Below are 13,529 nucleotides of genomic sequence, written 5' to 3'. Positions count from 1 at the left end.
TCGGCTTATATCTCAAAAAATATGATGTTTCACCAAAAATTTCCAAAATACATTTATTACACTTACATTTGTAGAAATGGAAGAATTCGTAGTTTTAGTAAATCCTGAAGACAAAGTTCTTGGCTTGATGGAAAAGCAGCAGGCACACATCAACGGCTTACTGCATCGTGCTTTTTCAGTTTTTTTATTCAACAGCAGCGGCGAAATGCTTCTGCAGAAAAGGGCTTCCGGAAAATATCATTCTCCTCTGAAATGGACCAATGCAGTCTGTTCGCACCCAAGAAGTGAAGAAACATATCTTGAAGGAGCCAAAAGAAGAGTAAAGGAAGAATTGGGAATTGATGTTGAGCTTTCAGAAAAATTTAATTTCATTTATAAAGCCGATGTCGGAAACGGACTTTGGGAACACGAACTTGATCACGTTTTTACAGGAACTTTCGAAGGCGAATTCTATTTAAATAAAGATGAAGTGGAAGAAGTACGCTATATTTCTCTTGAAAATCTCAATAACGAAATTTCTGAAAGTCCAGACCATTTCACAGAGTGGTTTAAAATCATTCTTGAAGAATATAAACATCATCTACATTCATGAAAAAGTTTCTTCTTATCATCTCATTGGTAACCGGATCTTTACTTTTCGCACAGTCTGTCCCGACGAAAGTGTACGAAAACGACAATTATTCCATCACGATTCCGGAAGGCTGGAAAGTAACCAACGATAGCGATATCATCAATATTTTTCCGGGCAATGAGATTGGAGCTATTACGATTTCAGAATATCACGATCTTAATCTTCCAAAAACGGAAACCAAAAAATTTATTCTCGCACTTTACAAGTCTTCGGATGACGAGAAGAAAATAAAAAGCAAAAGTGGAAAAAAAGGATACACAGAATATTTTTACGAATATGATGATGACCATGAAAAACTGCACTGGATCACCAAAGTTTTTCAGAAAGACAAAGATTTGTTTCTGGTGACCATCAACTGTACACAAAAGTACTGGAACGGAAATTATATGAAGCTTTTCAACGAGGCTTTCGACAGTTTTAAAATAAAGAAATAGAAATAAAAATTAACTATGAAGAAAACAGCATTGTACGATAAACACGTTTCTTTGGGAGCTAAAATCGTACCTTTCGCAGGTTTTGAAATGCCTGTACAATATTCGGGAGTTACTGAAGAACATTTTGCCGTAAGAGAAAAGGCAGGTTTGTTCGATGTGTCTCACATGGGACAGTTTTTCATTGAAGGGGCGGGTTCCAAAGAACTTTTGCAGTATGTAACCACCAACAATGTAGACGCTCTGGAAAATGGAAAAGCACAGTACTCTTGTCTTCCTAACGAAAACGGAGGAATTGTAGATGATCTTATCGTTTACAAAATGGAAGACGACAAATATTTCGTGGTTGTTAATGCTTCAAACATTGATAAAGACTGGGATCATATCTCGAAATACAATACTTTCGGAGCTCAAATGACGAACGCTTCGGATGAAATGTCTTTATTGGCAGTTCAGGGACCGAAAGCGACTGAAATTCTTCAGAAACTAACAGAAACCAACCTTTCAGAAATTCCTTACTATCATTTTATGGTAGGTTCTGTTGCAGGAGTAAGTGAGGTGATCATCTCCAACACAGGCTACACCGGAAGCGGAGGTTTTGAGATTTATTTTAAAAACGAATCTGCCGAAAAACTTTGGGATGCTATTATTGAAGCAGGTGCAGAAGAAGGAATTGTTCCTTGCGGACTGGCTGCAAGAGATACACTTCGTCTTGAAAAAGGGTTCTGCCTGTACGGAAACGATATCGATGATACCACTTCTCCTATTGAGGCAGGTTTGGGATGGATTACCAAATTTGATAAAGATTTTGTGTCTAAAGAGACATTTGCCAAGCAAAAAGAAGAAGGTGTTACTAGAAAATTAGTAGGTTTTGAATTAACTGACAAAGGAGTTCCAAGACACGACTACCCTGTTGTAGACGCAGATGGAAACGTAATCGGAAAAGTAACTTCCGGAACGCAGTCTCCGATGAAAAAAGTAGGTTTAGGTCTTGCTTATGTCGACAAACCTCACTTCAAATTAGGTTCTGAAATCTTCATTCAGGTAAGAAATAAAAACATTCCTGCAAAAGTGGTGAAAGCTCCTTTTGTATAACTGATTGTTTTTTAACGAATATAAAATCGCCTTGCAGAATTTGTGAGGCGGTTATTTTTTGGAGCTGTTTCCGGCTATCCACTCTATCTTTAGTTTTTTGCCGGAGCTTCGCTCCGGCAAAAAACTAAAGGATGCCGTTTCTATCCGGGCTAAAATAATATATTGCAATACATTTTTTCGTACTATTACAAAAATTTTTCCTGATGAAAAAAATGGTATTCCTCTGTATCATCATACTTATTACAGTTTACATTTTCTATCCTGTTTTTGAAAGTGAAGGAATTTCTTATCTCATTATTTTCTGCTGTTTTGCAACGCTCTGTTTTACCATTGCAAAAATAATGACGGGAAATTTTCCAACAGATTATGAATCAACAGAAAAAGAGATGAACAGACTTTATTCAGAAGACGGAATTTTCAGTTATAACGCAGAAGGTTTTTATTTCAAAAAAGAATCAGAACCGAAGCAATACATTAAATATTCAGACATTTTGGAAGTTAATTCCTTCACCATTCGTTTTTTGTATAGAGAAACTCAATCCGGCATTGAATTAATTACAGTCGATAAAAAGTATGAATTTCTAGACGAATACTGTAAAGGAATTGAAAAATTTACGGAACAGCTTTCCGACAAACTTCCGTTTCATCAAAACTCTGAATTACAAATAACGAACAATCATGGCCTGAAAAAAAGGAATTTATTTCTAAAATGATATAAATTGCTTGGGACCTCCGTCAAAAACTTTTTGGTTATTATAAAAACCTAACAGGTTTTGAAAACCTGTTAGGTTTGAGCCTATTTGTTTATAGATTTGAAACTTTATTAGAAATTAACTTTCAATAATAGAAACAGAGAGGATATTAAAAATGGAATTCCACTTATTAAAGACAACTGGTCGACATTAGACTTTGAAAAGTCTTTAACCAATACAAAAAATACCAACATCAGAATTATACAAAAAGTATTAATCAGGATTTTCTGTAATCGCCATCTTTTAATCTTTAAACTCATTAAAAGTAATACCTGAAAAATGAGAGACAAAAATGCTACAGGTACTAATCTTCCATCGTAATGATCTAAATTAAAAGCATTCGCATCCGACAAAATAAATTGCGGACTTAAAATTTCATAAATGAGCAGAATCCCTAAGCCATGTCCTGCCCCGATTAATATAAAAGCATTTAAAATAGCCGTTGTAATTACCGGAAAATTCAGCTTTTTCATGTAAAATGATCTCCCTTTTCTTAAAAACTTTGATTTAAGGAGACTTATTTTAATTAAAAAATCCCCTTAATGCTTCCAAATTCTTTTTATCGTTTCCTATAAAAATTTCTTTGTCCGTAAGAAAAACCGGACGTTTCAAAAAGGTGTAATGATCCAGCAATAGTTCTTTGAACTCTTCTTCTCCCAAAGATTTCAGATCCAGTTCCCTTAATTTGATCTGAGTAGATTTTTTGCTGAACAAAGCTTCGTAAGATCCTGCATGTTTGTGCATTTCTTCCAATTCATCCTGGGTAATCGGTTGTTTTTTAATTTCGCGAAGTTCCCAGTCCTTAAGATTGAATTGTCCTAAAATTTTTCTGCACGTATCGCATGTATTAAGATAAAATACTTTTTTCATTTAGAGTTCTAAGTTTTTTCTAATGTTAAATGGAAACTTTATAAGTTTACCGTTATCAAAAGTAGCATTTAATCTACCGTTTTGAAAATTATTGAATACCTTTATTGAAATTTTATCAAAATGGACAACAAACCGATCACTTTTCAGTTTATTTCAGAACCTTCAGATGTCAACTACGGCGGAAATGTACATGGAGGAAGCGTGATGAAATGGATCGATCAGGCAGGGTACGCCTGCGCAACAACGTGGAGCGGAAATTATTCAGTAACGGTATATGTAGGAGGAATCCGTTTCTATGATCCTATTAAAATCGGGGAAATCGTAAAAGTGGAAGCTCAGGTAATTTACACGGGTTCATCGAGTATGCATATTTCCATCAATGTCTTCTCAAGAAACCTGAAACAGCCAAATTTTGATAAGAAAACACACTGCATCATTGTATTTGTTGCCGTAGACGAAAACGGAAAAAAACTTCCGGTTCCCAAATGGATTCCCGAAACGGAAGAGGAAAAACAGCAGGAACAGTATGCAAAGCGTCTCATGGAACTGAGAACACAGATAGAAGACGAAATGAAACCTTTCCTGTAAAATGCAGAGAAAAGATTTTATAAAGATTTCCTCGCTGGGATTTTTAGGATTATATTCCTGCGGAATTTCTAACTTTAAAAGCAACAGAAAACCTTTGGCAATTCAGCTTTATACAATTCGTGATGCTATTTCAGAAAACCTCGAAAAAGCTTTGGAAAAACTGGCAATATTAGGCTTTAAAGAGCTTGAAATCTACGGCTACAACGGAACTTTTTTCGGAAAAAGCAGGAATGAATTTCAGAGCATCTTAAAAAATGTCGGTTTAAAAGTAATCAGTTCACATCACACAACGGGAATTCTTCATCATGAGAAAGGAACATTAACCAACAATTGGGAACAGACCGTTGAAGATTTACATCTTATTGGTTCAGAATATATGGTCTGTTCTTATCTCTTTCCTGAAGAAAGAACCCTGGAAAACTATAAAAAACTGCCGGAACTGCTGAACAAATCAGGAGAAATAACAAAAAAAGCAGGAATCCAGTTTGCTTATCACAATCATGATTTTGAATTTGAAAAGTTTGATGAAACCGGAACTGTTTACGATTTTATTCTGGAAAATTCTTCATCCGATCTGGTAAAAATGGAGCTGGATCTATACTGGATTTCAAAAGCAGGCATCGATCCGTTACTTTATTTTGAAAAGTATCCCAAAAGATTTCCATTGTGGCACGTAAAAGATATGAAAGCAGGAACAAAGGATTTTGCAGAAATCGGAAACGGAATTATTGATTTTAATAGAATTTTCGGTGCCCGAGAAAAAGCAGGACTTCAACACTGGTTTCTGGAACAGGATTCCAGCGATAAAAATATGTTTGAAAGCATCACGATAAGCCGAAATTACATGCTGAAAAATGATTTCTTTTTAAAATAATTTTTATCTTTGCATTACAAAAGGAAATGGTGTTCTTCCTTACCCAACCGCTTTTCAAAAGCTGATGACGCCTGATTAAAAGATTATTAACAGTAATTGATCAGGAAAATTATGTCTCAACATCAACGAACTTTAAGCCGTACAATAAAATTATACACAGGTTTTTTCTTCAGAAAATATCCGGCTCTTCCTTACATTCTGAAATGGCTTTTCATCAGCCTTATTATCGGGATTTTAGTCGGAAGTGCTTCCGCTTACTTTTTAAAATCTCTGCAATGGGCAACCGATTTCCGGGAAAATCATCTCTGGCTGATTGCATTTTTACCTGTTGGAGGATTTTTAACGGGACTTTTGTATCATTATTTCGGAAAAGATGTGGAAGCGGGAAACAATTTGCTGCTCGAAAATATTCAGGAGCCAAAAGAAATCATTCCTTTTAAAATGGCGCCTTTTGTCTATTTAGGAACAATGGTCACGCATTTTTTCGGAGGTTCTGCAGGTCGTGAAGGAACTGCTCTTCAAATGGCGGGAGCGATTTCCGATCAATTAACAAAAATCCTGAAACTTGATAAAAACGACAGAAAAATTCTGCTGATCTCAGCTATTGCGGCGGGTTTTGGTTCTGTTTTCGGCACGCCTTTAGCCGGAGCGGTTTTTGGGCTAGAAGTTTTCCTGATCGGGAGAATTCGATACAATGCTATTTTTCCGGCTTTCACTTCGGCTGTTTTGGCTGATCTTGTCACCAATTTGTGGAAAGCAAAACATACGCATTATCATATCGATCTTACTCCAAAAATTGAGTTTCTGCCTGTTTTGTATAGTGTTTTGGCAGGAATCATTTTTGGAATCTGTGCGGCAGCTTTCAGCAGAATGATTCATTTTACAGGTGCTGCTTTTAAATCTAAAATAAAATATCCTCCGCTTCGTCCTGTTGTCGGTGGAATTCTTGTTGCTGTTGCCGTTTTCGCAATGGGAACCACAAGATACATCGGTCTTGGAATTCCAACCATTGTAGAATCTTTCGAAAAACAGCTTCCGCTTTATGATTTTGCCTTTAAAATGATTTTTACCGTTGTTACCCTTTCGGCAGGATTTAAAGGCGGTGAAGTTACTCCACTTTTCTTTATCGGGGCAACTTTGGGAAGTGCATTGTCATTATTTATTCCGCTTCCGTTCGGTTTACTTGCCGGAATGGGATTTGTGGCTGTTTTTGCGGGCGCAACCAACACTCCGCTTGCGTGTATGCTCATGGGAATTGAATTGTTTGGAGCAGAATGCGGAATCTATGTGGCAATTGCTTGTATCGTATCGTATTTGTTTTCAGGAAATAACAGCATTTATACAAAACAAAAAATCGGTGAAGCAAAAAACCGTAGATTTGAACATCTTCACGATAAAAATTTCTCGGATTTGTAGAGTTGTTGATGGTTGATATTTGTCAGCAATTAACGCTGTAATTTTACTCTAATTAAAAACCATCAACCGTCAACTAAAAACCAACAACCACAATGTTTGATTACAGATTAAAAGTTTTTCATACCGTCGCTTCCAGATTGAGTTTTACCAAAGCTTCGGAAGAGCTGAATATTTCGCAGCCTGCCGTCACAAAGCATATCAAAGAAACTGAAAATCAATTAAATACTAAACTATTTGACAGAAAAGGAACTTCTATTCAACTGACGCAAAGCGGAAAAATTTTGTTTGAATATGCTGAAAAGATCAGGAATATTTATCGCGATCTTGAATTTGAGATTCATCAGATTAATCAAAAACATCAGGGAAAACTGATTATCGGAGCGAGTACCACGGTTGCTCAGTATATTTTACCGGAAATTTTAGCTAAATTCAAATCTTATTACAAAGATCTTAAGATTGAATTGATTACGCACAATACGGAAATGATTTCCGAATTGCTGAAGGAAGGGAAAATCGATCTCGGGATTATTGAAGGGGAATCTCAATCTGCCTATTTTGATTATCAGAAATTTAAAGCGGATGAAATTGTTCTGGTTGCAAAAACGAATCATCCTTTAGCCAATAAAACTCTTAATATTAAGGATTTGTACGAAATAGAATTGATTTTAAGAGAACAGGGTTCCGGTTCTCTGGAGTTTATTCAAAACAGATTGAAGGAAAAAGGGATTGTTATTGAAAATCTGAATGTTGTCATGCAACTGGGAAGCAGCGAAAGTATTAAAAATTATCTTTTGCATTCAGATGCTTTAGCATTTCTTTCAGTCAGCACGGTTTTAAATGAATTGAAAAACAATAAGTTAACGATTATTGATATTAAAAATTTCAGTATTGAAAGAAATTTTCATTTTATTCTTCCCAAAGGTGAACAATCTGAAGTGATCCGCCTGTTTTTAAAATTCATCCATCAGATTTAAACGGCTTCCAATTATAAAACTGTTTACACTTTTTTACCGCAAAAGATTTTAACACTTCAGTTATTTAAGTTTAATACCTAATGAAAAAAAGATAACATAAGTTAAAAAAATCTTTGATTTTTTTCTTTGCAGATTTTGAAATACTTAAAATATCCCCCTACAGCCTTTTGTATCTTTTGCGGTTAAATTCAAAATTAGTTTGAACAAAAATTATAACTTAAAGTTATGCGCTATAACAAAATACAATTTACTTTGTAATGATAATTGTCGGAATTTTGAACCATCAATTTAAAATTCCTATCAATGAAAAGCTTTATCTCCAATGAAAGATCAAAGAAAATAATCTTCATATTACTGGCAGTTGTATGCCTCACTCCTATTGTTTCTTCGCCTGTTGCATTGCTTTTGGGATTTGTACTGGCGGTTTTTCTCGGAAATCCTTTTGAAAAGACTCTGCACCGGTATATTCATCTATTGTTGCAGATTTCTATTGTAGGTCTTGGATTTGGGTTAAAGCTTGATGAAGCTCTTGAAGCGGGAAAATCGGGGTTGATTCTAACGGTAATCAGTATTTTTACAGTGATGATTCTGGGGTATTTTGCCGGAAAATTCCTTAAGCTTGAAAGACCTTTGTCGTATCTTATTTCTGTGGGAACCGCCATTTGTGGCGGAAGTGCCATTGCTGCAACTTCTCCCATCATTAAACCCAGCACGAAGCAGATTTCACTGGCTCTGGCTATTGTTTTTACGCTGAATTCTGTTGCTCTGTTTGTTTATCCGCCCATCGGTCATTTGCTGAATCTTACACAGGAACAATTCGGGTTATGGTGCGCCATCGGAATTCACGATACGAGTTCTGTAGTAGGAGCGGCAGGAAAATACGGAAATGAAGCGCTTAAAATCGCTACTACGGTAAAGTTAGCCAGAGCATTGTGGATTATTCCGGTTTCTGTTATCACGATGTTTATTTTTAAAAGCAAGGAATCTAAAGTGAAAGTTCCATGGTTTATCGGTTATTTTATTGTGGCTATTTTGCTGAATACGTATTTTCCTTTTTTCAGTCAGCTAAGTTCCGGAATTACAGTTGGAGCGAAGGCTGGATTAAACTTAACGTTGTTTTTTATCGGTTCTACGCTGTCTGTACAAACTTTGAAGACCATTGGTTTTAAGCCTCTTGCTTTGGCTGTTTTTCTATGGATTTTCATCAGTACCGGAAGTCTGCTGTATATTTTGAATTTTGACTGATCTGTGTAAGAAATCCTGATATCCTAGCCTCGATTGTAGCAATTGTCTGAGCTCATTTTTGAGATTTGGCTGCGGCAGCTTCGCTGCCGCAGCCAAATCTCAAAAATAGCGAGTGCGGAAAGCGAGAAAAAGCTCCTGAAATTTTATTTTTAATTTTGATAACTTCCATCAATACAAAAACCTTCTGGAAGATCCCAAAAGGCTTTTGCGTATTAAATGTGGAAATGTTTATTTCAGTTGAAATAATTTCTTATATAGCTTCGTTGCAGGTATAAACCTGCGGACAAGCGATGTACTGAACGCAATAGAACGGTCCTGTTACAGATCCTGAACAACTGCATCCGCATTTTGACAGATCTGGTTTTCCGCTTACGCCTCCAGTGATGTTTTTAAGATCGGCTTTTTTTAGTTTTGTTGCATTTTTCAAAAAATTTTGCATAGTGATTTGGTTTTGAGATTATACAATTTTAGTTACTTTTCAAAGTTAAACAAATATTCATTATTCAAAGCATAATTTAATACTAATTTTGATAATTTATTTATTTTGTTAGCCTTATTAAAGTTAGTAACGAAAAAACGTCTATATTATTTCTTAAACAGCTATTATTTATTCTGTGAAATCCAGATCTCTGTCGTGGGTTTCCGAAACCGTTAATGAAGAATAGAAAGCCAGCCCAAAAACAATGATTCCGACTATTGCAGCACTTACAATAACTGAAAAATCTTTCTTGAAAAAATCGAAACCAAAGATCATTACAGGAACCAATCCGCGCACCATATTCGGAACGGTGGTGGTTGCCGTATTTCTGATGTTGGTTCCGAACTGTTCTGCGGCTAAAGTGACAAACATTGCCCAATATCCTGTTCCGAGTCCGAGCCAGACACAGAAAATATAGTATTTCGTTTCGGTATTCGTATTTCCGAAAAGCATGATGGCAACGCCAATGACGGTAAAAACCAACATATAAAAAATTGCCTTTTTTCTGGATTTTAAAAGGTGTGAGATGAATCCGCTCGCCAAATCTCCGGCAGAGATCCCGACATACGCCCACATGATGGCTTTTCCGGGGTTAAGATTTTCAATTCCCAGTTCGGGAGCAAACTGGTTGGCTAAAACCGCCAGAATGCCGATGCAAAACCAGGTGGGTAATCCTATTGCAATGCATTTTAAATATCGTATTAAACGGTCTTTATTGGTGAAAAACGACAGGAAATTTCCTTTGGAGACAGATTGGTGTTCCATGGTTTTATAAATTCCGGATTCGGAAACGCTGATTCTGAGAAATAAAAGCAAAATTCCTAAAACTCCTCCGATAATGTAGGAAATATTCCATCCTCCAGCCAATTCTACTGTTAACTGGGCTACAACGGCTCCCATTAATCCAAAACCGGCGACAACGGACGTTCCGATCGCTCTTAAATTCTTCGGCAGGCTTTCAGAAACAAGGGTAATTCCTGCTCCGAGTTCTCCGGCTAATCCAATCCCTGCGATAAATCTTAATCCCGCATATTGATACACCAAATGTTCTTTGGGGAAGTAAGGTAAAAATCCACACGCAATATTCGCCAAAGAATAGACTAAAATAGAACCGAATAGCACAGAAAGCCTTCCTTTTTTGTCTCCGAAAATTCCCCAGAAAATTCCGCCCAGCAGTAAACCAATCATCTGTGCATTAAGAATAAACGTTCCGTCGACATCAGGATTCAGCCCTAAAGCTTTTAAACTTGGAATTCTTACGATCCCGAATAAAAGTAAGTCGTAGATATCTACAAAGTAGCCTAACGCGGAAATGATAACAGGAATGGAAAAAATGTACTTCAGTTTTGAAGATGTGGAAAGTTCTTGCATTTTGGAGTTTTAAATTTTAAGTCTGTTTAAACTTTTTTATTTAACCGCAAAAGTAGCAAAAGATGAACTAAACTTTTATTTAAAGCTGATCATTATAAATGAAAAAGCTCACAATAGTTTTTAAAAATCTTTGATTTTTATTCTTTTGAGCACTTTGATCATTTTGGAAATTCGCTTTATCATTATCTTTTGTCCCTTTTGTGGTTTATTCTGTAATTAGTTTAAAAAAGTTTTTTGCTAAAAATAAAAAACCTTCCAATTTCTTGAAAGGTTTTTATGAATTATCTTTTTCTGATTCTTATCTCGCAATATTCACAGCTCTCGTTTCTCTGATTACCGTTACTTTTACCTGTCCCGGATAAGTAAGTTCGTTCTGAATTTTTTCTGAGATGTCGTACGATAACTGAGAAGCTACTTCATCATTTACTTTTCCGCTTTCTACCATTACTCTTAACTCTCTCCCTGCCTGAATTGCATAAGCCGAAGAAACTCCGTCGAAACTTAATGCTGCAGATTCAAGGTCTTTCAGTCTTTGGATATATGATTCAAGAACCTGTCTTCTTGCTCCCGGTCTTGCTCCTGAGATTGCATCGGCAACCTGAATGATCGGAGACAATAGTGAAGTCATTTCCACTTCGTCGTGGTGTGCTCCGATGGCATTTACAACTTCTGCATTTTCACCGTATTTTTCTGCCCACTGCATACCTAATAAAGCGTGAGGAAGTTCAGATTCCTGCTCCGGAACTTTACCGATATCGTGTAACAGACCTGCTCTTTTTGCTAATTTTACATTTAAGCCTAATTCAGCCGCCATGGTCGCCGCGATATTTGCCACTTCTCTTGAGTGCTGTAATAGATTTTGTCCGTAAGAAGAACGGTATTTCATTCTACCTACGATTTTAATTAATTCAGGGTGTAATCCGTGGATTCCTAAATCGATGATCGTTCTTTTTCCTACTTCAATGATCTCTTCTTCGATCTGCTTTCTTGTTTTTTCTACAACTTCTTCGATTCTTGCCGGGTGAATTCTTCCGTCTGTTACCAATCTGTGAAGGGATAATCTTGCGATTTCTCTTCTTACCGGATCGAAACATGAAAGAAGGATTGCTTCCGGAGTATCGTCAACAATAATTTCCACTCCTGTAACGGCTTCCAGAGCACGGATATTTCTACCTTCTCTACCGATGATTCTTCCTTTTACCTCATCCGATTCGATGTTGAATACAGAAACTGAATTTTCGATTGCCTGTTCTGTTCCGATTCTCTGAATGGTCTGGATAACGATTTTTCTTGCTTCGCTTTTTGCATTAAGCTGCGCTTCTTCCATGATGCTCTGAACGTGCGCCTGAGCTCTAGTTTTCGCTTCCGCTTTCATGGTTTCCACCAATTCTGCTTTTGCTTCTTCAGCGGTGTAATTGGCAATTTTTTCTAAAATTTCAACTTTTTTAGCGGTTGCAACGTCCAGTTCATGCTGTTTTCTTTCTAAGATTTCTGTTTTTTTAGCATAATCAGCGATTTGCTTATCCAAATCTTTCTCAAGTTTTCCGGTTTTGCTAAGCTCATCATTCAGCTTGTGCTCCTTATCCTTGATTCTTTTTTCAACTTCCTGCATTTTCTTTTCTCTTGCCTGAATGTCTGCATCGTGCTGAGATTTCAGTTCAAGAAATTTTTCTTTAGCCTGAAGGTTCTTTTCTTTCTTTATGGATTCAGCCTGTACATTGGCTTTTTCTATAAGGTTTTCGGCATTTTTCTGTGCATCATCTATAATAAATTTTGCTTTGGTATTCAATGAGCTTTTGGAGAAAAATATCCCTGCAACCGCACCGATTAATAAACAAACAACGCCGATTATAACTTCTATCATAATTTATATTGAGTTTTAATTGTATTCATATTCTTTTAATTATTTTACATAAAAAAGCCCACAATAATCCAGAGATTGAGAGTAAACTCCTAATCAACACGATTTGAACTGATTTCCACTGTCTGTAATCCGGAGAACCGGCACGCCATTCAATGGACATTTGTTCGGTAATTGTTTAGCGTTGAGTTTACCTTTAATGTGTTAGAATTATTGTAGGCAGCTTTTTCGGGAAAAAAAATCTATTTCCCTGTTTCATTGTTCAACGACTGATTAATTTTTGCTAATCTTTCGTTGGTAGATTGTATTGTTTTATCGTAGTTCGCAGACACTACTTCGGCATTGGTCCCCAGTTTCAGGGCGCACATCGCCAAAGCATCCTGTTTGTCTCTCACATCGAAATTCTGTTCAAAATCTTTAATCATATTCTCTATCTGCTTCCCGACTTTACGCAGAGTTTCTTCTTCTGCTGCCGGTACGTTCAGCGGATATACTCTTCCGGCTATATTAATGGTTATTCTTCTTACCTCCATTATAATCCACTGTTTTGAAGCTGCGCAATGCAGAAATCTATTTCTTTTACCAACCTGTTGATGTGGTTTTTCATCAGTCGGTTATGTTCAGGATTTCCTGATATTGCTGAATAAAGTTTTATATTTTTTTGTTCTTCTGCTAATACCTGATTTTTTCTTCTTTCCTCATCATATTTCTTCTTCAGTTCTTCATGCTCAACATTTAATTCCGAGAATCTTTCACTAAGATTTTTGTAATTTTTCTGTAACTGCAAAATCTTTTTTTCTAATTCTGAAAAATTGTTTTCTAAATCTTGAAGCATTTCAGGTTTTGTATATTCTAACTATTAGCAAAAATAACAAAATATTAATACTAACAAAAATAAAACGGTCTATATTTTGCCCGGAAACAAAAAAGGAGACACAAAATG

General features: G+C 36.2%; 16 protein-coding genes and 1 riboswitch. Of the genes, 9 read left to right on the top strand and 7 right to left on the bottom strand.

Annotation, left to right across the window (positions count from 1 at the left end):
* The first annotated feature begins 76 nt into the window (after positions 1–76).
* From idi to PFY09_RS20730, 4 genes are all read left to right on the top strand, one after another.
* A complete protein-coding gene (gene idi, locus PFY09_RS20745) occupies positions 77–592 on the top strand; it encodes an isopentenyl-diphosphate Delta-isomerase (protein WP_271160954.1) in 516 nt (171 codons plus the stop codon).
* Positions 589–1,065: a hypothetical protein gene (locus PFY09_RS20740; protein WP_271160953.1), complete on the top strand. Its 477-nt coding sequence runs from the start codon at positions 589–591 to the stop codon at positions 1,063–1,065. The genes idi and PFY09_RS20740 overlap by 4 nt, the downstream gene beginning before the upstream one ends.
* 15 nt (positions 1,066–1,080) lie before the next feature.
* Entirely contained in the window at positions 1,081–2,157 is a 1,077-nt protein-coding gene (gcvT, locus tag PFY09_RS20735; protein ID WP_271160952.1) for a glycine cleavage system aminomethyltransferase GcvT, read from the top strand.
* Positions 2,158–2,360: 203 nt separating this feature from the next.
* On the top strand, positions 2,361–2,870 hold the full coding sequence (locus PFY09_RS20730) for a hypothetical protein (RefSeq protein ID WP_268053712.1): 510 nt from the start codon (positions 2,361–2,363) through the stop codon (positions 2,868–2,870).
* Between the two features lie 110 nt (positions 2,871–2,980).
* Here the strand turns inward: PFY09_RS20730 and PFY09_RS20725 are convergent, their stop codons facing one another.
* Together PFY09_RS20725 and PFY09_RS20720 are read right to left on the bottom strand one after the other, a co-directional pair.
* The gene (locus PFY09_RS20725) at positions 2,981–3,382 is read right to left on the bottom strand and encodes a hypothetical protein (RefSeq protein WP_271160951.1); all 402 of its coding nucleotides are present in this window, start codon (positions 3,380–3,382) and stop codon (positions 2,981–2,983) included.
* A 49-nt stretch (positions 3,383–3,431) separates the two neighbouring features.
* Positions 3,432–3,779 (bottom strand): arsenate reductase family protein, encoded by a 348-nt coding sequence (locus PFY09_RS20720; protein ID WP_076393338.1) that lies wholly within the window; start codon positions 3,777–3,779, stop codon positions 3,432–3,434.
* A gap of 120 nt (positions 3,780–3,899) precedes the next feature.
* Between PFY09_RS20720 and PFY09_RS20715 the strand changes: the two genes are divergently transcribed.
* From PFY09_RS20715 to PFY09_RS20695, 5 genes are all read left to right on the top strand, one after another.
* Positions 3,900–4,367: an acyl-CoA thioesterase gene (locus PFY09_RS20715; protein ID WP_256041204.1), complete on the top strand. Its 468-nt coding sequence runs from the start codon at positions 3,900–3,902 to the stop codon at positions 4,365–4,367.
* Position 4,368: 1 nt separating this feature from the next.
* Complete coding sequence (locus PFY09_RS20710) at positions 4,369–5,241, top strand: sugar phosphate isomerase/epimerase family protein (protein WP_271160950.1); 873 nt, start codon at positions 4,369–4,371, stop codon at positions 5,239–5,241.
* Between the two features lie 13 nt (positions 5,242–5,254).
* Positions 5,255–5,322, top strand: a riboswitch (Fluoride riboswitch).
* A gap of 30 nt (positions 5,323–5,352) precedes the next feature.
* Positions 5,353–6,657 carry a voltage-gated chloride channel family protein gene (locus PFY09_RS20705; protein ID WP_271160949.1) on the top strand — a complete coding sequence of 435 codons (1,305 nt, stop codon included), beginning with the start codon at positions 5,353–5,355 and terminating at the stop codon, positions 6,655–6,657.
* Positions 6,658–6,749: 92 nt separating this feature from the next.
* Positions 6,750–7,631, top strand: a complete 882-nt coding sequence (locus PFY09_RS20700; RefSeq protein ID WP_271160948.1) for a LysR family transcriptional regulator — start codon at positions 6,750–6,752, stop codon at positions 7,629–7,631.
* Between the two features lie 303 nt (positions 7,632–7,934).
* Positions 7,935–8,876 (top strand): YeiH family protein, encoded by a 942-nt coding sequence (locus tag PFY09_RS20695; RefSeq protein ID WP_271160947.1) that lies wholly within the window; start codon positions 7,935–7,937, stop codon positions 8,874–8,876.
* Between the two features lie 250 nt (positions 8,877–9,126).
* Here the strand turns inward: PFY09_RS20695 and PFY09_RS20690 are convergent, their stop codons facing one another.
* The 5 genes from PFY09_RS20690 to PFY09_RS20670 all read right to left on the bottom strand — a co-directional run bounded on the left by PFY09_RS20690 (position 9,127) and on the right by PFY09_RS20670 (position 13,421).
* The gene (locus PFY09_RS20690; RefSeq protein WP_076393328.1) at positions 9,127–9,315 is read right to left on the bottom strand and encodes a hypothetical protein; all 189 of its coding nucleotides are present in this window, start codon (positions 9,313–9,315) and stop codon (positions 9,127–9,129) included.
* A gap of 168 nt (positions 9,316–9,483) precedes the next feature.
* On the bottom strand, positions 9,484–10,725 hold the full coding sequence (locus tag PFY09_RS20685) for an MFS transporter (RefSeq protein ID WP_271160946.1): 1,242 nt from the start codon (positions 10,723–10,725) through the stop codon (positions 9,484–9,486).
* Between the two features lie 298 nt (positions 10,726–11,023).
* Positions 11,024–12,589 (bottom strand): ribonuclease Y, encoded by a 1,566-nt coding sequence (gene rny / locus PFY09_RS20680; protein ID WP_076393324.1) that lies wholly within the window; start codon positions 12,587–12,589, stop codon positions 11,024–11,026.
* A gap of 239 nt (positions 12,590–12,828) precedes the next feature.
* Positions 12,829–13,119 (bottom strand): cell division protein ZapA, encoded by a 291-nt coding sequence (locus tag PFY09_RS20675; protein ID WP_076393322.1) that lies wholly within the window; start codon positions 13,117–13,119, stop codon positions 12,829–12,831.
* Complete coding sequence (locus tag PFY09_RS20670; protein WP_108409882.1) at positions 13,119–13,421, bottom strand: hypothetical protein; 303 nt, start codon at positions 13,419–13,421, stop codon at positions 13,119–13,121. Before PFY09_RS20670 ends, PFY09_RS20675 begins: the two co-directional genes overlap by 1 nt.
* Positions 13,422–13,529: the final 108 nt, after the last annotated feature.

The sequence above is a fragment of the Chryseobacterium gambrini genome (assembly GCF_027920505.1).
Taxonomy (GTDB): Bacteria; Bacteroidota; Bacteroidia; order Flavobacteriales; family Weeksellaceae; genus Chryseobacterium; species Chryseobacterium gambrini.
The sequence above is the reverse complement of the archived record's forward strand: the minus strand, read 5'-3'. Positions and strand labels throughout refer to the sequence as shown.